The following is an 18168-nucleotide window of genomic DNA, read 5'->3' as shown; positions in this document are numbered from 1 at the left end:
CGCTTTTCGGAGTATCGCCATGACATCTCTCACTCGTCTTGCTCTGACGTCCCTGGTCCTGACCTGTGCCCTCGGCCCGGTGCCAGCCGCCGCCCAGGCGCTGCCCGAGCCGGAAGGCGAGGTCATCCTGACGGTGACCGGTGCCATCGAGACCACCAACGAAGGCGATGCGGCGGCCTTCGATCTCGACATGCTCGAAGCGCTCGGACCCGTGACGATCCGCACGACGACGATCTGGACCGAGGGCGAGCAGACGTTCACCGGCGTCCCCCTGGTCACGTTGATGGAGGCGGTCGGTGCCGAAGGCGACGTCCTGAGCGCGACCGCGATCAACGACTACGCGGTCGAGATCCCGCGCGACGACTGGGTCGAAGGCGGTCCGATCATCGCCTACCTGAACAACGGATCGCCGATGTCGGTGCGCGACAAGGGGCCGCTCTGGGTGGTTTATCCCTTCGACGACAACACCGAATATCAAACCGAGGTGGTCTATTCGCGCAGCATCTGGCAACTCGACCGGATTGTCGTCGCCGAGTAGGACCTTCGCATCCCATGAGTACGACCACGGCCCAGGAAATCGCACCGCGGCGCACGCTTTGGTCGCGTCTGTCGGTCGTGGTCACTCTGCTCGTCTTCTGCTTCTCGACCGTCGCCGGGATGGGCTGGCTCGTTCTGCGCGAGATCGACGATCTCAGCACGGCCAACTCCGACAACCTGCAATGGAGCCTCGCGCAGGTCGACGTGGAGTTCCTTCAGCTCGAGGTCGCCCTTCTGGAGGCCGAGCGGGATCCGTCGCTGCTGCCGGTGGTGCGCCGCCGGTTCGACATCTTCTACAGTCGCATGTCGACCCTCGAGCGCGGCGAGGTGTTCCGCGACATGCGCGAGAACCCGGACTACGACGCGCCTCGGGCGAACGTGCGCGACTTCCTCGACGCGACGGTGCCGTTGATCGACGGACCGCCGGAGGATCTGCGCGCGGCGCTTCCCGATCTGGCGCGCGAGGTTGGCGCCCTGACGGACGACGTGCGGGAATTGTCGTTGGCCGGGCTGACCAGCTTCGCCGAGTTGTCGGACGCGCGGCGCGACGAGGTGACGACCACGCTTCTTGTCATGGCCGCGGTTCTGGCGCTGCTCCTGGCGGGGTTGTCGCTGCTCGCGCTGTCGTTTCGACGTCTTTACCGCTTGTCCGAGTTGCGCGCCCGCGATCTTCGCCAGACCGGGGCCCGGATGCAGACGATCGTCGAAACCTCGGTCGATGCGATTGTGGTGAGCGACAAGACCGGTCGCATCGTCGACGTGAACGGCGCCGCGGTCTGCACCTTCGGCTATCCCAAGAGCGAACTGATCGGGCGCTCCGCGCTCGAGACGCTCTTTCCCGCTGACATTCAGCCGATCCTGCGCGACGATGCGATGGCCGCTGTCGCCGAGGGGCGGCGGCCTCGAGCCGACCGGCGGGTGTTCGAGAGCGTCGCGGTCACCCGCGACGGGCGCAGGTTTCCCGCCGAGATGTCGATCGACCGTGCCGAGGACGAGAGCGAGGTCGTCTACGTCGCCTTCGTCCGCGATATCTCGCGCCGAAAGGCCGCCGAGGAAGGGTTGACCGAGGCGCGGGACAAGGCGCTTGCGGGCGAGAAAGCGAAGGCCGAGTTCCTTGCGGTGATGAGCCATGAAATGCGGACGCCGCTGAACGGCCTTCTCGGGACGATGCAGCTGATGCGCGATCATGACCTGACCGAACGGCAGACCGAGCTGCTGGATCGCATGGTCAGCTCGGGGCGGCTTCTGCTGGGCCTCGTGAACGACGTACTCGACCTGTCGAAGTTCGAGGCGGGCAAGCTGACGGCAGAGCGTCGCCCGTTCGAGATCCAGCGTTTGCTGGACGGCGTGATCGAGACCACGGCGAGCCTCGCCGCCAGCAACGGAAACGCGTTGAGCTGGCAGTGGGTCGGCCCGCCAGGCCGGGCGGTTCTCGGGGATTCCCGCCTGCTGCGTCAGGTGCTGCTCAATCTCGTCGGCAACGCCGTCAAGTTCACGCGCGGCGGCACCATCGACATCGAGGTCGAGCAGATAGGCGATGGCGACAACAGTATCGAGTTCCGGGTCATCGACAGCGGGGTCGGCATCGCCGACGGCAATCTCGACCGTATCTTCAACGATTTCGAAACGCTCGACTCGTCGTATTCGCGGCAAACCGGCGGCACGGGACTCGGCCTCGGGATCGCGCGGCGCCTCGTGGGCCTCATGGGTGGCGAGATCGGCGTCGAAAGCGAGCTGGGCGAAGGCAGCCTTTTCTGGATCCGCATCCCGCTCGACCCGGTCGAGGATCGCCCGACGCCGATCCCTGCGCGCGACGCCACTGCCGGAGAGCCGTCGGAGACGCCGCCGGGCCTCTCGGTCCTCCTGGTGGAAGACAACGAGATCAATCGCTTCGTCGCGCGGGAAATGCTCGAGGCCGAAGGCCACGTGGTGACGGAGGCCGTCAACGGCCGTGCCGGCGTCGAGTGGGCCGAAGCCCGTCATTTCGACGCCATCCTGATGGATATCTCGATGCCGGTCATGGACGGACAGGACGCCGCGCGTGCCATCCGCGCCGGCGCCGGCCCTTCGGCAACCACGCCGATCATCGCCGTCACCGCCCACGCCCTGCCCGACGAGATCGCCAAGTTTCGTGCCGCCGGAATGGACGGCTGCATCTCCAAACCCGTCGATCGTGCGCTTCTGGCCAGCACGCTGCGCGACCTCGCGCGCGGCGGGCACGGGATCGAACCGGCTCCTTCGCCCGACTCGGTGCCGCTCCTCGACGAAGCGCAATTCGACTCGCTCAGGGCGACGATCGGGCCGGCACACATGGCAGAGCTGATCGATCGGTTCGTCGACGAACTCGATGCGGCGATCGCCGCGTTGGCCGCAGAGCGCCCCGGCAAGCCCGACCTCGGACCGCGCGCGCATCGCTGTGCGGGCTCTTGCGCGACTTTGGGGCTGGCCGCGATGCGTTCGGCGCTGGGGCGGATCGAAACGGCGGCCAGGACGGGTGCCGTCTCGGCCGACGATCTTATTGCGCTCGGCCCGCTCTGGCGGCGCTCGCGCGCGGCACTGGTCGACCGGGCGGGACGTGCCTCAGCGGAACACGGTGAAGGCGGTGGCGAGTCCGATTAGGCGCCCGACCTCGCCGATATTGGTGACGCCGCTGTCGTAGCAGGCGATCGCGTCCCCAGGCAGCAGGTAGGGGTCGTAGTCGTCGCGATCCGCGCGCTGGCGCATGTCCTCGACCGGACGCTCGATCACGGCGGACACCCCGCTGTCGGGGTTGCGAGTGAAGAGCGCCGCAGAGCGGTCGGCGCTCGTCGCGCGCGCGCCGCCGACGCAGTTCGCATCGATCACCGCCTGCATGAACCGGGTGCCGTAGGGCACCTCGCGCACCGTCTGCCCGATGGCCGACGGCGCGTTGCCGGTGGCCGGTTGCGTGAGGTTCGAAAGATAGAGCGAGATGCCCGGCGGGCTGATCGGGCTCGGCTTCATCAGGTCGTCCTGAAAGCAGTCGCGCGATGGCACGACCACCTGGTCTCCGGTCAGAAGCATCACGTCGTCGAATTCCCGGCCGTCGATGGCGCCGCGCAGGTCGACCGTATAGATCGTGCCGCCGCGGATGATCTGGACGGCCGACAGGTCGGCATCGGGCCGCACGCCGCCCGCGCTGCTAAGCGCGACGGACACGTTGCGCCCCTCGGTCGAGTCCCCGAGCGCGGCCTGCCGACGGTCGTCCACGTTGTCGCCCGCAACGCCGCCGATATCCACCGGTCTCGGTTCGAAGACCGCGCCGCTCACCGCGACGCGGGCGGCCGCAAAATCCATCATCAGCAGCGAGACATCGGGGCGCGCGTCGTAATAGCCGCCGGCGACGAGCGCATTTTCGATCTCGGCGGCCACGCTGCCCGGACTGCGCCCCTGCGCGGCGATCGGGGCGAGGAACGGCACCTTGAGCGTGCCGTCGCGGGACACGACGAACTGGCCGCTGAACGTTTCATCCTCGGCGATCCGCAGATCGAGAAGGTCGCCGCGCGACAGAAGCTCGCCGCGCAACGAGGCCGGCAGCACGCGCCCGATCTTGCCGCCGGCGCTGCCAGCGCCGCCCGCGAAGGGCCGGCAGCGGGCGGCGTTCATGGCCTCGGACTGCAGCGTCCCATCGGTGTCGCGTGCGAAGGCGCGATACTGCGCCTGGTAGGCGCGTCCTACGGAAACGGGCTCGAGGTTGGCGGCCGGCTGCCCCCCGGCACAGCCGGCGAGGGCGAGCATGGCCAAGCCACTGACCGCCGCGGAGGGTCTTCGACGAGACATACGGAAACTGCTCCAACGCTCTCTTTATGGTTGAGAAAACCCTAAGGTCGGGCGGGGCAGGTCGTCCATCGAACTTCGGGATCGCAGACCTATCCGAATGGTGACAAAGGCAATCCGTTGCGCCGCTGCACTGTCCCGCCGTGCGCGCGACAGTTCAGACCGCTTGAGGCTATTCCGATCTCGGCCGGCACGGAGCCCGCCAGAACCGGATACGTCAAAATGCAACTCAGTGCCGGCCTCGCGCCGTTCGCCCGCAACCTTGTCGCTTACTGCTTGTCCGAGGTCGCGGCGAAGGCGTCGCGCCTTCTTGTCGTCGTCGCCGTCGCGCGAACAATGGATGCCGCGGCGATCGGAATTGCGGCGACGGCACTGGCCGCGGCCGACATCCTGAAGGCGTTGACGGAGAACGGCGTCGGCCAGCGCATCATCCGCGCGGACGTGTCCGACCTTGCCGCCACCTGCCGAACGGCCCGCCGCATCGTCTGGGCCTGGTGCCTGTCGCTCTTCGCGCTCCAGCTCGTCATCGGAGCGGCGATCTGGCAGCTGAGCGACGATGTCCGGCTGTTCTGGCTGGTGGCGATCCTTGCCGGCGAGTACCTGTTCATGCCGGCGGGCCTCGTGCATTGCGGGTTGGCGATGCGGGCGGGCAAGCTGCGCCAGACAGCTGCGATCGCGGCGGGCCAGGTCGTGGGGGCGAATGTCCTCTCCGCGGGCCTCGCGGTCATCGTGCCCGGGCCGTTGGCTCTGATCCTGCCGCGCCTTCTGACCGCACCGTTGTGGCTGGTCGCCATGCGCCGTCTGCAGCCGTGGCAGCCGGACCGCTCGGTCGCGCCGGCCCCGCTCGCGCCGTTCCTGCGGTTCGGCTGGGCAGTTCTGGGCGTCGAGGTGGTCAAGGCGCTGCGCGTGCAGGCCGACAAGCTGGTGATCGGAGCTCTTCTCGGGGTCGAGGCGCTGGGCCTCTACTTCATGGCGTTCAACGCCGGGCTCGGCCTCGCCAACTCGTTCGCGCAGGCTCTTTCGGTCGCGCTCTTTCCGCATCTCTGCTCGGCGACGGACCGCCGCGCAGCCCTGCGCGGCGCGCTCGGGCTCAGCACCGCCCTGATCTCTTGCCTTGTGGTCGCGCAGGCGCTGGCCGCGCCCTACTACGTGCCGGTACTTTTCGGATCGAATTGGGCGGGCATCGCCGATGTCGTGTCCATCCTCTGCCTCGCAGCGATCCCCGGCGTGATCTGGACCGGAACGGCGCAATGGCTGCGCGCGGACGACAGGGCGCATGTCGAGTTCGCCGTCACGCTGGGGGTTACCGCCGCACTGATCTGCACGACCGCGATTTTGGCGCGCGAGGGACTGACCGCCATCGCCTGGGGCTACCTGCTGGTCGCCACGGTCACGCAGATCGGCGCAGCCCTCGCGACGCTGCGCCCCGTCTCCGCCATCTCTCACGCCGAAAGGGCCTGACATGCCGACCGTTTCGATCGTCGTTCCCTGTTTCAACGCCGCTGACACGCTGGCCGAAACCCTTGCCAGCCTCCGCGCGCAGAGCGTCACCGACTGGGAGATGCTGTGCGTCGACGACGGCTCGACCGACGCGACACCGGAGATGCTCGCGCACGCGGCGCGCGCCGATGCCCGCATACGCGTCATAGCGAACACCGGAAAGGGCCCGAGCCGCGCGCGCAATCTCGGGGTGGCAGAGGCGCGTGGGTCGGTGATCGGCTTCTGCGATGCTGACGACCTTTGGGCGCCCGACAAACTTCGACTCTGCCTTGCCGCGCTCGCGGATCCCGCCGTCGACGCGGTTTTTGCGCGGATTGCCTTCCTCGACGGAGCGCGGACGAGCAAGCTGTCCACGGTCCCGTCTGGCGACCTGTCCGTTCCGACGCTCCTCGGGGAAAACCCGGTCTGTACGATGTCCAACCTCGTGGTGCGGCGCGCCGCGTTCGTCGCGACCGGCGGTTTCGACACCGGCATGGTCCACAACGAGGATCTCGAATGGCTCATTCGCCTCGTGGGTCAGGGCTCTCGCGTGATCGGGCTCGACCGGACGCTGGTGCGCTACCGCACGAGCGTATCCGGGCTGTCCTCGGATCTCGCCGCGATGCGGGCCGGGCGGGATCGGGCGATCGCGACCGCGGCGCGCCACGGCTTCGTTGCCGACGCGCGGTCGGAGGCGATCCACCTGCGCTACCTGGCGCGTCGGGCGCTGCGCGTCGGCGCGCCCGGCGCCGAAGCCCTGCGCCTTGCCGCCGCGGGACTCGCCACCAGCCCGGCGGGCTTCCTGTCCGACCTGCGCCGGGGCGGGCTGACCGCGCTCGGCGCGCTTCTTTCGCCCCTAATGCCCGCCCGGCTGCGCCGCGCGCTATTTGCCAGCTGAAAGCTCCCCGACATGCCCAAAACCAGTATCATCGTTCCGGCCTACAACGTGGCCGACACCATCGCAGAGACGCTCGACAGTCTTCGTGCGCAGACCTTCACCGACTTCGAGATCATAGTGGTCGATGACGGATCGACCGACCGGACAGTCGCCATCGCGCGCAGCCTCGGAGATCCGCGGATCCGGATCGTGCAGCAGCCGAACCGCGGCCTCGCCGGCGCGCGCAACAGCGGGATCGCCGCGGCGCGCGGCGAATACATCGGGTTCTGCGATGCCGACGATCTGTGGCGCCCGGCCAAGCTTGCGGCGCACGTGACGCATCTCGATGCGAATCCCGGCGTCGGGCTGAGCTTCTCCGGGTCCGAAATGATCGACGAGAGGGGCCGGCCGACCGGCCTGTCGCAGCGTCCACGGCTGACCGGCATCACCGCCGCGCATGTCTTCTGCCGCAATCCGGTCGGCAATGGCTCGGCACCGGTGCTGCGCCGCGCGGCGCTCGACGACCTTGCATGGCGGCCGGCTGGGGAGACGCATCGCGACTGGTGGTTCGACGAGACCTTCCGCCAGTCCGAGGATATCGAGTGCTGGCTGCGCTTCGCGCTGATGACCGACTGGCAGATCGAGGGCGTGCCGGGCCTCCTGACCCGCTATCGCATCGTTGCCGGCGGATTGTCGGCAGCCACCGTCCGGCAGTTCGCGGCGTGGGAGCGCATGGTCGACAAGCTGAGCCCGTGCGCGCCGGAGTTCATGGCCCGCCACGCGCCCGCCGCTCGTGCCTACCAGCTGCGATATCTCGCACGGCGCGCGGTCGTCTCGGGCAACGGTCCCGAAGCGCTCGCGCGGATCCGCGCCGCGCTTTCGGCATCGTTCCGTCCGCTCTGGGAAGAGCCCGCCAAAACCATCACCACGCTCGCTGCCGCCGTCGCCCTGACGGCCTGCGGGCCGAAACCGCTGACCGCGCTCCGGCGACTTGCCGCGCGCCGCGCCTGATCCTCGAGGAGACCCGCCATGCTTCGCATCGTTCACCTTATCGACGACACCAATCCCGGAGGCGTCACACGGTATCTCGATTTCATCGCCGCGGATGCCGCCATGGCGCGGCTGGCCACGCATGTCGTGGTGCCCGTGTCCCGCACACGCCCCGCCACGGCGCCGATCGAGGCCGACGTGATCGTGTCGCACCTTACCGTATCATGGCGGGGCCTGCCCGGGCTCATGCTGCTTCGGGCGCGGTTCCCGAACACGCCGCTCGTGCATGTCGAGCACAGCTATTGCGCCGGGTTCGCCGCGGCGCGGGTGACGGCGCCAGGTCGGTTCCAGACGCTCCTGCGCTGCGCCTATGCGCTCTTCGACCGCGTCGTCGCTGTGAGTGCGGCACAGGCCGACTGGCTTGTGCGCCGCGGGCTGGTGGCGCCGTCCGTGCTCGAAATGATCCGACCCTGCGTCGCGCTCGACGCGTTTCGCGCTTTGCCGGTGCCGGGCGGGTCGGTTCGGACGATCGGCGCGATCGGCCGGTTCGATCAGCAGAAGGGTTTCGACCTCCTGATCCGTGCGTTCCGGGCCGTCTCCGATCCCGATCTCCGGCTGCAACTCATCGGTGATGGCCCGGAGCGCGCTGCACTGGAGACGCTCGCCGCGGGCGATCCACGGATCTCGTTACCGGGCTTCGCGGCGGATCCCGCGATGGCGATGTCCGGCTGCGACCTCGTGGCGATGCCCTCCCGCTGGGAGCCCTACGGGTTGATCGCGCTCGAAGCGATGGCTGCACGCCGCCCGCTGCTCGTCGCCAACGTCGACGGACTCAAGGACCACATCGCCAACGGCGCAGTCGCCGTCGAGGAGATGACGGTCGAGGCATGGGCATCGGCCATCGTGCGGGCGCGGGCAGGGATGCGGATGCCGGCGACGGATATGTCGGCCGAAGCGGCCTGCGTCGATGGATGGGCGAGGCTGGTGGCAGACCTGCTGGATCGGGCGACAGAAGCCGATGTCGCCCGCCGCACCGGGCGCGCGGAGGTCGGTCTCGCCTGAGACCGGACGCGCGCGGTGCGACTAGAGCAATTCGCAAGGGCCCGCGCGCACGCTCTGCTTCGGCTAAAGGCCCCGGTCGAGAGATCCTCCGCCGGGAGATAAGACGGTTGGGAACGCACGCGCTACGCGCCGGGCCGTGAATTCATCCCTTGCGGTTGAAGCTTTTATTTCGCGCCAATTGCTCGCGCGTGCCGGATGAAAACCATCCGGCACGCGTCTTTGCTTCGATACGATTGAAGCGAGACGCGACGTGACCACGGCCACAGCACTCAAATCTGCGGACACGTTCCGCGACGTCGTGCCGGCGGACGACCTTGTGCCGGACCTCTGGCTCGGGTCGCGGGCGCGTCGCCACTGCGGCGGCGGCGCTGCGGCGCTGTTCTCGTGTTCATCCGTGGTCGCGCGACGCTCACGTCCGGGCAATCGTCGCGTTCCAATGCTGCCTGCCGGTTCGGCCCACGACGCCTGCGATTCCGCAGGTCCGCGAACCCGTCACCGTGTTGGTGGCTCGACTCTTTCCGACAATGGAGGACTACCCCATGTTCACCCGATTTTTCGGTCACTCGGCTGCCGTGGATAGCGGCGACGCGCGTCGCTCGCTGCGGGAGCGCTACGACAGCTGGCGGTTTCGCGGCGACATCGCGGCCATCATGGCGAGCCTGGATCGCCTGTGCGACCGGCAACTCGATCTGATCGGCATGCGCCGGGAAGAGCTGTTCGAGGCGGTGTCGGATCTCATGATGCGCGCCGAAGAGCAGCGCCGGATCGGCCGCGATGTTGTCGAACTTCTGGAGACAGCGCCGGAGGACGCAACGACCCCAAAAACGGTGGCCACGGCGAGAGCGGACGCTCAGGCGGCGGCCTGAGCGGGTGTGTGAGATTTCGGAGCGAAGTCGTCGGCTGGTGCCTCATCGAACAACGTTCGCGACGCATTCGCCGCTTCGCTCAGGCCCCGCGACGCTCTGCGCTTGATCCGAGCGGCGTTCGTCGTCGGCTGCCGAAGCTGTGACCGTTATCGGGCGCCTTTGCTCCGAGGACGTGGGCACCTTCACCACGGCATGCCGCTCCCCGACGACAGCGCAACGTATGGCCGCGGCGGTGGTCACGGTGCCAAACCGGGGGCGGCACATCCGAGATCTTCCGCCCTGCCGACCTGCGCGTCGGCGGGGTGTCCCTCGCGCCTCGCGGACGCAGGCGGCCGTTGCGACAGGAGCGGCTGACCGCTTGCGACGTGGCGGCCCAAATCCAACGATATAGAGAGAGGTCACCCTCGTGCAGCATGTCACCGACGATTTTGCCGACAAGATCCGCGCCTATTACGGCGACCCGCTCGATCCGCTGTCGCAGCAGTTCATGTTTCGGCGCCCTCCGACCATCGGAGAACTGCGCCGCCCGCCGCAGGTTCTTCTGCTCGGCAATCACTCGTCGGGGAAGTCGACCTTCATCAATTACCTCCTCGGGTCAGAGGTGCAGAAGACGGGCGTCGCGCCGACCGACGACAGCTTCACGATCATCACCTGGGGAGCGGATCGCGCGGATCGCGATGGGCCCGCAGTGGTGAGCAACCCCGATCTGCCCTACGAGGGGCTTCGCCATTTCGGGGATCAGCTGGTCAGTCACATCCGTCTGAAGCAGCGGCAGGCCGATCTTCTGCGGACGGTCACGCTGATCGACAGCCCGGGCATGATCGACGAGGCCAAGGCCGAGGGCGGGCGCGGCTACGATTTTCCAGGCGCGGTCCGCTGGTTCGCGGAACGTGCGGACCTCGTGATCGTCTTCTTCGATCCGGACAAGCCCGGAACGACCGGTGAGACCCTCCAGGTCTTCAAGGAGGCGCTGAGCGGTATCGACCACAAGCTTCTGATCGTCATGAACAAGATGGATCAGTTCCAGAACCTGCACGATTTCGCCCGTGCCTACGGCGCGCTGTGCTGGAACCTCGGCAAGGTCACGTTGCGCAAGGATCTTCCGCTCATATACAACACGTTCGTTCCGATCGCGGGGAAACCGGCCTCGAAGCTTCCGGTGGACGATTTCGACGAGGCGCGCAGGGGCCTCGTCGAAGAGCTCCGAAGCGCACCGACGCGCCGACTCGACAACCTGATCACGCAGATGCAGACCTTTACCGAGCGGCTGCGCCTGCACGCCTTCGTCATCGACGGCGCGGCGCGCAAGTTCAGGCGGATCCGAACGCAGTGGCGATGCGCTTTGCTCGGCATTCTCGTCGCCGCATCGGCCGCCTCTGTCGCGACCGGCATGCTGATCGCGCTGCCCGGGGTTCTTGCGGTCATCATGATCCTGACGCTCGTCGTGGAACTGGGGATCCTGCCCCGCGAAAGGAAGCGTCTCGTGGCCCGTTTCGACGACGTGTTCGAGCGGATCTACGAGCGTGAACTGCTCATGCGGGACCGCGACATGGACCTGCGCGCGCTCTGGTCGCAAGTGCATCCCCATGCGCGCGAGGTGGCGCAGAAATGTGGCCTCCAGAGCTTCACGCGGCTGAGCCGGTCCGACCGCATCAAGCTCAACGAGCTGATCGAGGAGGAGATTCCACAGCTGCGCAGCGAGCTCTACGGCCGGTTTGGCAGCGCCGAGGCGCGCGGCCCGTCGCCCCAGCCACGCGTGGCCGAGGTGCGCGTCGCCCCCGCCGACCGCGCTGACGTTCTCGTTCCGCGCCGCAGAGCGGTTTGAGACGGTGCCGCATTCGCAGGCACAGCACGGATGAAGGCGCGCCGTCGCGCGTTTGTCCTTCCATCCGCGCCGCCGATGCGTGGCGGGTCTTGCAGCTCGTCCCGGCCCCGCGCGGCACGCGAAGTGGTCGAACGGGCCCGGCCGCGTCGTGCTGGGCCGGCACAAAGAGACATCGCAGCGGTCATGTGAGGAGATATCGATGACGCTGACCCATCTGTGCGAGATCGATTTCTATATCGACGGGGAACTGGGGCCGGAAGAGGCGTGCGAGCTGGAGGCCCGGCTTGAACGCGACGACCGGATGCGCGCCGTTTTCGACGCGATCTGGCGCCAGAAGGAGACACTGTCGCGGGCAATGGACGCCATCGACGTCGCGTCCGCGGCCAGCCGCCAAACGGCGCGCCTGCAGGCGACGCTCGTCCAGGCCCTGTCGCGGCGGATGGCGATGACGGGCGGCGCCGAACGAGAAGGACCGGCCCTTTGGCCGACCTGACCAAACCGTTGTGACCGCGCTCCCGTCGAGGACGGGATGAAAACCGCAGATGAGGCGTTTTCACACTGACACCCGCCGATGACCGGAGCCAACGCGATCCGGCCGTGTCGGTCGAGGGTGGTGGCGCTGTCAGAATTGTTCGGGAGGGGGAAGCAACATGCATCAGGTCAAGACATTCGCGCCGGCGGAAGTGGTGGACGCGACGACGCGCGCGGACCGTCGGGACCGGTCCGAATTCAGATTGCGCCGGTACCGCGTGACGAATTTCCGGTCGGTGGTCGACTCCGGGTTTCTCGATCTTGATGACGTCACCGCCCTGATCGGCGTGAACGAGTCCGGCAAGACCAACCTTCTCCTGCCGCTTTGGAAGCTCAATCCCGCCGGCGACGGCGCGATCGATCCGATCTCCGACTTCCCGAAGGCGCTGTTCGGAACGATCCGCAAGGCGCCCGAGGCCTTCCACTTCATCACCGCCGAATTCGAGACCGGCGCGGCTGCCGAAGAGATTGCAGCGCTGGCACGGATCGACAAGGAGGCGGCCGAGGTTGTCGCGGTCAGCCGTGGCTTCGACGGAAGCTATCTCGTCAGCTTCCCGTTGCATCGGCCCCGCAAGACCGACGACCGCGCCGAAGTCCGGGAGGACGTGAATGGCGCACTCGAGCGGCTGTCCGTGCTGGGCGATGCCGACGTCGATCGGCTGTCCGAGGCAACGGCGACACTGGAGGCCGTGCGCGACGAACTGTCCGGCGTGGAGCCGCTTACGGCCAACGACCTGATCCGCCTGCGCAACCGCGTCGGAGCGCTGGTCGCCGAGGAGCCGAAAGAGGAGCCGACAGAGACCACGGCGGAGGCCGGAGCCGCGGACGCGGGCGAGACGCCTGAAGGCGTATCGGAACTGGCCCAGGAACTCGAAGCCCTGCGCAAATGTCTCGGGGGGCGCATGGCGCGCATCCTGGCGCCCGACCCGGGCCAGATCGACGCCGTGCGCGAGCTTGTCCTCTCGCGCATGCCGGTCTTCGTCTACTACTCGAACTACGGCAACCTCGACTCCGAGATCTACCTGCCGCATGTCGTCGAGAACATGGAGCGATCGGATCTCGGGGCGAAGGAGGCCGCCAAGGCGCGGACCCTGCGCGTTCTCTTCGGGTTCGTCGGCCTCGAAGCGTCTGAGATCCTTCAACTCGGACGCGACTTCCGCGACATTCACGAGGAGGCCGAGGCCGAGGCGGCTGCCCGCGACGGTCAGGCGGGCAGGATGCGCAAGTGGCTCGACCGTGCGCGCCAGCCCGAGCCCGCGCCAGACGCGGCGATGCTGGCCCGCATCGCCGAAGCGAAGCGCACCCGCTCCATCTTGCTGCAATCCGCGAGCACGAAGCTCACAGAGCATTTCGGCGAATGGTGGAAGCAGGGCGACTATCGATTCCGCTTCGAGGCGGACGGCAATCACTTCCGGATCTGGGTGGCAGACGCGCGACGCCCTCAGGAAGTTGAGCTGGAGAACCGTTCGACGGGCTTGCAGTGGTTCCTGAGCTTCTTCCTGGTGTTTCTTCACGAGAGCCGGGGCGCGCACCGCAACGCGGTTCTGCTGCTCGACGAACCGGGCCATTCGCTGCATCCGCTGGCGCAGCGGGATCTCTCGCTTTTCTTCGAAGGTCTCGCGGCGAACAACCAGATCCTTTACACCACGCATTCACCCTTTCTCGTGGGCGCCGACCGGCTCGAACGCGCGCGCAAGGTCTTTGTCGATCGCGACGGCTCGACGCGGGTGAGCGCCGATCTGGGCCGTGACGAGGGCACAGACACGAAGCGTGGAGCCGCTTTCGCGGTGCGGGCTGCGCTGAGCATTTCGGTGGCGGACGCCATGTTGCTGGGTTCCGCGCCGGTCCTCGTCGCCAGCACGACCGAGCAGATCTACCTCTCCGCGATCAAGACGATCCTTGTTCGGGAGGGGCGGCTGCGACCGGCAAGGGACGTGATCTTCACGCCCGCGGCCGGCCCGGAGATCATGCAGACGATGGTGCGGATGATCGCCGGCGATGCGACGCAGACACCGCCGACGATCGCCGCCGGCCGCGCGGCTGTGCCGGGTGGGACCAGCCAGCACCGGGCCGAGGGTATCGCATCGGACCGCATGGTGATGCTCGACGAGGTGATCGGCGTGCGCGGGGCACAGGTCGAGGATCTTCTGGGCGCGGAGTTCCTGGCGCCGCTGGTCGATCGGATCGAGCGCAGACCGGACCGTCTCTTTGCCGACGTGGTGCGTCACGACATGCCGCTCGTCCTGCAGGTCGAGCGCTGGGCGGCACAGGAAGGGATCACGCTCTCCGGCGACTGGCGCCGCGATCTCGCCATGCGGGCCAAGGCGCGGTTGCTCGACCTGACGCCGAGCGCGCTCCCGGCTGGCGCGCTCGACACCTGGGAACGGCTCTTGTCGCGCGTGCTGGAACCGAACGGTGCGGTCGCCGCGTAGACGCCTTCGGCACCGTGGAGAAGCGCCCGGAGGCGCATTCAATTCTCCGGCGATGCCGATGAAACCAATTGAAAGGGCGCCCGCATCGGCCGGGCGCCCTTTGTGTGTCGGTGGTGCAGACGCCCGCGCGGCGTCAGGTCGTCAGGTCGTCAGGTCGTCCGGCAGAACGCTCTCGGGCATGTTCTGGAAGCACACCGGTCGCAGAAAGCGGCGGATCGCCAGTGTGCCGACGGAGGTGTGGCCGAAATTCGTGGCGGCCGGGTACGGACCGCCATGAACCATCGCGTCGGCCACCTCGACGCCTGTCGGAAAGCCGTTGGCGAGGATCCGGCCAGCCTTGCGCTCCACAATCGGCAGGAGGCGGCGCGCAGCATCGGCATCGCCGTCATCCATGTGCAGCGTGACGGTCAATTGGCCTTTCAGCGTCCGGGCGACCATTTCCATCTCGGTCGTGTCGCGGCAGCGCACGATGAGCCCGAGCGGGCCGAAGACCTCTTCGCCGAGGGCCTCGTTCCCGAGCCACGTCTGCGCGTCCGTCTCGAAGAGGAACGGCGTTGCCGCGCGCTCGGCCGGCTCGGTGGTGACGATTGCGGTGACGCCGGCCTGATCGGCCATTGCCGCGGCGCCGCCCTTGTAGGCCGAGGCGATGCCGTTCGTCAGCATGGTCTGGGGGCCCATCTCCTCGAGCGCTGCCTTGGCCGCGTCTCGCACCGCGTCCGCGCCAGCGCCGTCGAGGACCACCGCGATGCCTGGATTGGTGCAGAACTGCCCCGCGCCCATGGTCAGCGACCCGGCCCAAGCCTTTCCGATATCCGCCCCGCGCACGGCGGCGGCCTGCTCAAGCAGGAACATCGGATTGACCGAGCCGAGCTCTCCGAAGAAGGGGATCGGTTCGGGCCGTTGCGCGCAGAGATCGAACAGCGCGCGGCCGCCCTTGAGCGATCCGGTAAAGCCGACGGCCTTGATCAGCGGATGCTGCACGAGCCGCTGACCGACAGACCGGTCGCCGCCCTGAATCAGGCTGAATGTGCCCGACGGCATCCCGCATTTCTCGACGGCGGCCGCGATGGCTTCGGCCGCAAGCTCCCCGGTGCCGGGATGCGCGCCGTGGCCCTTGACCACGACGGGACAGCCCGCCGCGAGCGCCGCGGCCGTGTCCCCGCCCGCGGTCGAGAAGGCGAGGGGGAAGTTCGACGCGCCGAAGACCGCCACGGGGCCGATCGGTCGTTCGATCATGCGCAGATCCGGGCGCGGCATCGGCTCTCGGTCCGGCATGGCTGCGTCGTGTCGGCGGTCGAGATAGGCGCCGTCACGGATATGGCGCGCAAAGAGCCGCATCTGGTTGGCCGTGCGTGGAAGCTCGACCGAGCGGATCCGCGGCTCCGGAAGCCCGGTCTCGGACATGGCCGTCGCGGTGATGTCGTCGACCCGCGCCTCGAGCTCGGCGGCGATGGTGTCGAGGAATTCGGCGCGCGCCTCGCGGGTGGTCGCGGCGAAGGCGTCGAACGCCGCCTCCGCGGCCTCGCAGGCGCGATCGACCATCTCGGGCGAGCCGACGCTAAAGGCATGCGCCTCGCCGTGGGCCGGCTCCGATGAGAAGGTGCGGTCCGACCCGACGCGCTCGCCGGCGATCAGATGCTTGCCGTGGGGGTGGTAGGTCATGAAGTCTCCTGCGAGGTCAGTCGCGGTGAATGGGTTCCGCAGTAAAGGCGCCGCCTTGGTACACGGCGTTCGGATCGTCCGCCGGCGGACGCTTGTGTTCGGCATCGACCTTGTCGCGGAAGCGTGCGGAGCTGTCCTTCGGGCGCCAGCCGAGGAAGCGCGCGGCGGAATTGTCCCACCATTGCTCTTCGTTGTCCGAAACGCCCCATACGATCGGACAGCCGATCCGCGAAGCGCGGAACACGCACTCGATCAGCGCCACGAAATCGTCGGGGCTGAACCACGTGGCGAGCATCCGGTGGTTCTTGGGCTCGGGGAAGCACGAGCCGATCCGCACGATCGCGGTCTCCTGCCCGAACTTCGAGTGATACATGGAGGCCATCGCCTCGCCGAAGCACTTCGACACGCCATAAAGCCCGTCCGGCTTCATCGGGTCGTCGACGCCGAGGTGCTGGTCCTGCGTGTAGTAGCCGATCGTGTGGTTCGACGACGCGAAGAGGATGCGCGGCATCCCGTGAGCGCGCGCGGCCTCGTAGATGTTGTAGACGCCGCGGATATTGGCCGCGCAGATCGGGTCGAACGGCTGCTCGACCGATACGCCGCCGAAATGCACGATGCCGTCGCAATCCTTCACGAGGTCATGCACAGCCGCCTCGTCGGCGAGATCGCACTGCACGACCTCCTCGCCGTCACCCGCCGGCTCCATGTCGGACACGTCCGACAGGCGGATGGTGTCGGCCATGTGCGACAGTCGTGACCGCATCATCCGCCCCAGCCCTCCGGCTGCTCCGGTGATGAGAAGTCGTTTCATGTCAGGCTCCCGAATGGTTCAGTCTATGAGGCTGGGCAGGTACATCGAAAAGAACGGCACGTAGGTGACGAGCAGCAGCGCCGCGACGATCGCCGCGTAGAACGGCAGGATCGTGCGGACCGCCTGCTCGATCCGGATGCCGCCCACGACGCACCCGACAAAGAGGCAGGCCCCCACCGGCGGCGTGCACAGGCCGAGCCCCAGGTTCATCATCAGGATCACGCCGAACTGCAGGGGATCCATGCCGAGGTCGGTCACGACCGGCAGGAAGATCGGCGTGCAGATCAGGATGAGCGCAGCCATGTCCATGACCATCCCCAGCACCAGTAGGGTGATGTTCAGCAGCAGCAGGATGATGATCGGGTTCTCGGAGATCAGCGTCACCGACATGGCCAGGAGGTCCGGCACCCGGTAGAGCGCCAGAAGATAGGCGAATGCCGAAGCTGTCGCGACGAGGAACATCACCAGAGCCGTGGTGCGCACCGCCGCGACGACGGCGGCGACGAAACGGTCCCAGGTCAGCTCCCGGTAGACGAGCGTCGTCACCAGGATCGCCCAGATCGCCCCGAACGCGCCGGATTCCGTCACCGTCATCACCCCCGACAGGACGCCGCCGACGATGATGACCGCGGTCATCAGGCCGGGGATCGCGACCAGGAAGCGGATACCCAGCTGGCGGAAGCCCGGAAAGGGTTCGCCGGGGTAGCCGCGACGCACCGCGATGATCCACGCGACGAGCCCGAGGATGAGGCACATCAGGATGCCCGGCAGGATACCGGCGATGAAGAGATTCGACACCGACACGCCCCCGGCAGCGACGGCGAACAGGATCATGTTGTGCGACGGGGGGATCACCACGCCCGCGACGGACGATGTGACGGTGACGTTGACCGCGTAATCGGCGTCGTATCCCTTTTCCTTCATCACCGGCACGAGGATCGAGCCGAGCGCGGAGGTATCCGCGACAGCGGAGCCCGAGATACCGCCGAAGAGCATCGAGGAGGCGACGTTCACGACGCCGAGCCCGCCGCGCATGAATCCCACGGCCGATGCGGCAAGGCGGACCAGGCGCGCGGCGATGCCGCCTTGCATCATCAGTTCGCCGGCGAAGATGAAGAACGGGATCGCAAGGAGCGAGAAGACCGATATGCCGGACAGGACGCGCTGGAAGCCGATGAAGAGCGGCAGGCCCTCGTAGAGAAAGCCGACCACCGTGGCGAGCCCGAGCGCGAAGGCCACCGGCATGCCGCAGATGAGACCGACCGCGAAGAGGCCGAAGAGAAGTGCGAGGCCCATGTGTG

14 protein-coding genes are annotated in these 18168 nt (G+C 67.7%); 10 read left to right on the top strand and 4 right to left on the bottom strand.

The window, feature by feature from the left end; all coding sequences use genetic code 11:
* The first annotated feature begins 19 nt into the window (after positions 1-19).
* Positions 20-538: a putative pterin-binding protein gene (locus ROJ8625_RS00945; RefSeq protein WP_085789979.1), complete on the top strand. Its 519-nt coding sequence runs from the start codon at positions 20-22 to the stop codon at positions 536-538.
* Between the two features lie 14 nt (positions 539-552).
* Entirely contained in the window at positions 553-3156 is a 2604-nt protein-coding gene (locus tag ROJ8625_RS00940; protein ID WP_085789978.1) for a hybrid sensor histidine kinase/response regulator, read from the top strand.
* On the opposite strand, the gene ROJ8625_RS00935 is transcribed toward ROJ8625_RS00940, so the two are convergent.
* A complete protein-coding gene (locus tag ROJ8625_RS00935) occupies positions 3118-4293 on the bottom strand; it encodes a polysaccharide biosynthesis/export family protein (RefSeq protein ID WP_234984124.1) in 1176 nt (391 codons plus the stop codon). The genes ROJ8625_RS00940 and ROJ8625_RS00935 overlap by 39 nt on opposite strands.
* Before the next feature lie 261 nt (positions 4294-4554).
* Here ROJ8625_RS00935 and ROJ8625_RS00930 point away from each other — a divergent pair, with 261 nt between their 5' ends.
* The 8 genes from ROJ8625_RS00930 to ROJ8625_RS00895 all read left to right on the top strand — a co-directional run bounded on the left by ROJ8625_RS00930 (position 4555) and on the right by ROJ8625_RS00895 (position 14394).
* Positions 4555-5793 carry an oligosaccharide flippase family protein gene (locus ROJ8625_RS00930; RefSeq protein WP_085789976.1) on the top strand — a complete coding sequence of 413 codons (1239 nt, stop codon included), beginning with the start codon at positions 4555-4557 and terminating at the stop codon, positions 5791-5793.
* 1 nt (position 5794) lies between these two features.
* Entirely contained in the window at positions 5795-6709 is a 915-nt protein-coding gene (locus ROJ8625_RS00925) for a glycosyltransferase family 2 protein (RefSeq protein ID WP_085789975.1), read from the top strand.
* Positions 6710-6721: 12 nt separating this feature from the next.
* On the top strand, positions 6722-7699 hold the full coding sequence (locus tag ROJ8625_RS00920) for a glycosyltransferase family 2 protein (protein ID WP_085789974.1): 978 nt from the start codon (positions 6722-6724) through the stop codon (positions 7697-7699).
* An 18-nt stretch (positions 7700-7717) separates the two neighbouring features.
* Entirely contained in the window at positions 7718-8740 is a 1023-nt protein-coding gene (locus ROJ8625_RS00915; protein ID WP_085789973.1) for a glycosyltransferase family 4 protein, read from the top strand.
* Positions 8741-9279: 539 nt separating this feature from the next.
* Positions 9280-9606, top strand: a complete 327-nt coding sequence (locus ROJ8625_RS00910) for a hypothetical protein (RefSeq protein WP_085789972.1) — start codon at positions 9280-9282, stop codon at positions 9604-9606.
* Positions 9607-10012: 406 nt separating this feature from the next.
* A complete protein-coding gene (locus ROJ8625_RS00905; protein ID WP_234984123.1) occupies positions 10013-11431 on the top strand; it encodes a dynamin family protein in 1419 nt (472 codons plus the stop codon).
* 199 nt (positions 11432-11630) lie between these two features.
* Positions 11631-11924: an anti-sigma factor family protein gene (locus tag ROJ8625_RS00900; RefSeq protein ID WP_085789971.1), complete on the top strand. Its 294-nt coding sequence runs from the start codon at positions 11631-11633 to the stop codon at positions 11922-11924.
* A gap of 157 nt (positions 11925-12081) precedes the next feature.
* Positions 12082-14394: an AAA family ATPase gene (locus ROJ8625_RS00895; protein WP_085789970.1), complete on the top strand. Its 2313-nt coding sequence runs from the start codon at positions 12082-12084 to the stop codon at positions 14392-14394.
* A 141-nt stretch (positions 14395-14535) separates the two neighbouring features.
* On the opposite strand, the gene ROJ8625_RS00890 is transcribed toward ROJ8625_RS00895, so the two are convergent.
* From ROJ8625_RS00890 to ROJ8625_RS00880, 3 genes are read right to left on the bottom strand one after another with little or no spacing between them, the layout of a single operon-like run.
* Entirely contained in the window at positions 14536-16056 is a 1521-nt protein-coding gene (locus tag ROJ8625_RS00890) for an aldehyde dehydrogenase (NADP(+)) (RefSeq protein ID WP_085789969.1), read from the bottom strand.
* Between the two features lie 16 nt (positions 16057-16072).
* Positions 16073-16867 carry an NAD-dependent epimerase/dehydratase family protein gene (locus tag ROJ8625_RS00885; RefSeq protein WP_085789968.1) on the bottom strand — a complete coding sequence of 265 codons (795 nt, stop codon included), beginning with the start codon at positions 16865-16867 and terminating at the stop codon, positions 16073-16075.
* An 18-nt stretch (positions 16868-16885) separates the two neighbouring features.
* A complete protein-coding gene (locus tag ROJ8625_RS00880; protein ID WP_085789967.1) occupies positions 16886-18163 on the bottom strand; it encodes a TRAP transporter large permease in 1278 nt (425 codons plus the stop codon).
* Between the last annotated feature and the right edge of the window lie 5 nt (positions 18164-18168).

Source organism: Roseivivax jejudonensis (assembly GCF_900172265.1).
GTDB lineage: Bacteria > Pseudomonadota > Alphaproteobacteria > Rhodobacterales > Rhodobacteraceae > Roseivivax > Roseivivax jejudonensis.
Note: the sequence above shows the minus strand (reverse complement) of the source record. Positions and strands in the feature narration are given on the sequence as shown.

What these genes read in the sequence shown, in the direction of transcription:
- ROJ8625_RS00915 (WP_085789973.1), top strand. Translation starts at nt 7,718, where the DNA reads ATGCTTCGCATCGTTCACCTTATCGACGACACCAATCCCGGAGGCGTC.
- ROJ8625_RS00895 (WP_085789970.1), top strand. Translation starts at nt 12,082, where the DNA reads ATGCATCAGGTCAAGACATTCGCGCCGGCGGAAGTGGTGGACGCGACG.
- ROJ8625_RS00890 (WP_085789969.1), bottom strand. Translation starts at nt 16,056, where the DNA reads ATGACCTACCACCCCCACGGCAAGCATCTGATCGCCGGCGAGCGCGTC.
- ROJ8625_RS00935 (WP_234984124.1), bottom strand. Translation starts at nt 4,293, where the DNA reads ATGCTCGCCCTCGCCGGCTGTGCCGGGGGGCAGCCGGCCGCCAACCTC.
- ROJ8625_RS00885 (WP_085789968.1), bottom strand. Translation starts at nt 16,867, where the DNA reads ATGAAACGACTTCTCATCACCGGAGCAGCCGGAGGGCTGGGGCGGATG.
- ROJ8625_RS00880 (WP_085789967.1), bottom strand. Translation starts at nt 18,163, where the DNA reads ATGGGCCTCGCACTTCTCTTCGGCCTCTTCGCGGTCGGTCTCATCTGC.
- ROJ8625_RS00920 (WP_085789974.1), top strand. Translation starts at nt 6,722, where the DNA reads ATGCCCAAAACCAGTATCATCGTTCCGGCCTACAACGTGGCCGACACC.
- ROJ8625_RS00900 (WP_085789971.1), top strand. Translation starts at nt 11,631, where the DNA reads ATGACGCTGACCCATCTGTGCGAGATCGATTTCTATATCGACGGGGAA.
- ROJ8625_RS00925 (WP_085789975.1), top strand. Translation starts at nt 5,795, where the DNA reads ATGCCGACCGTTTCGATCGTCGTTCCCTGTTTCAACGCCGCTGACACG.
- ROJ8625_RS00910 (WP_085789972.1), top strand. Translation starts at nt 9,280, where the DNA reads ATGTTCACCCGATTTTTCGGTCACTCGGCTGCCGTGGATAGCGGCGAC.
- ROJ8625_RS00945 (WP_085789979.1), top strand. Translation starts at nt 20, where the DNA reads ATGACATCTCTCACTCGTCTTGCTCTGACGTCCCTGGTCCTGACCTGT.
- ROJ8625_RS00930 (WP_085789976.1), top strand. Translation starts at nt 4,555, where the DNA reads ATGCAACTCAGTGCCGGCCTCGCGCCGTTCGCCCGCAACCTTGTCGCT.
- ROJ8625_RS00940 (WP_085789978.1), top strand. Translation starts at nt 553, where the DNA reads ATGAGTACGACCACGGCCCAGGAAATCGCACCGCGGCGCACGCTTTGG.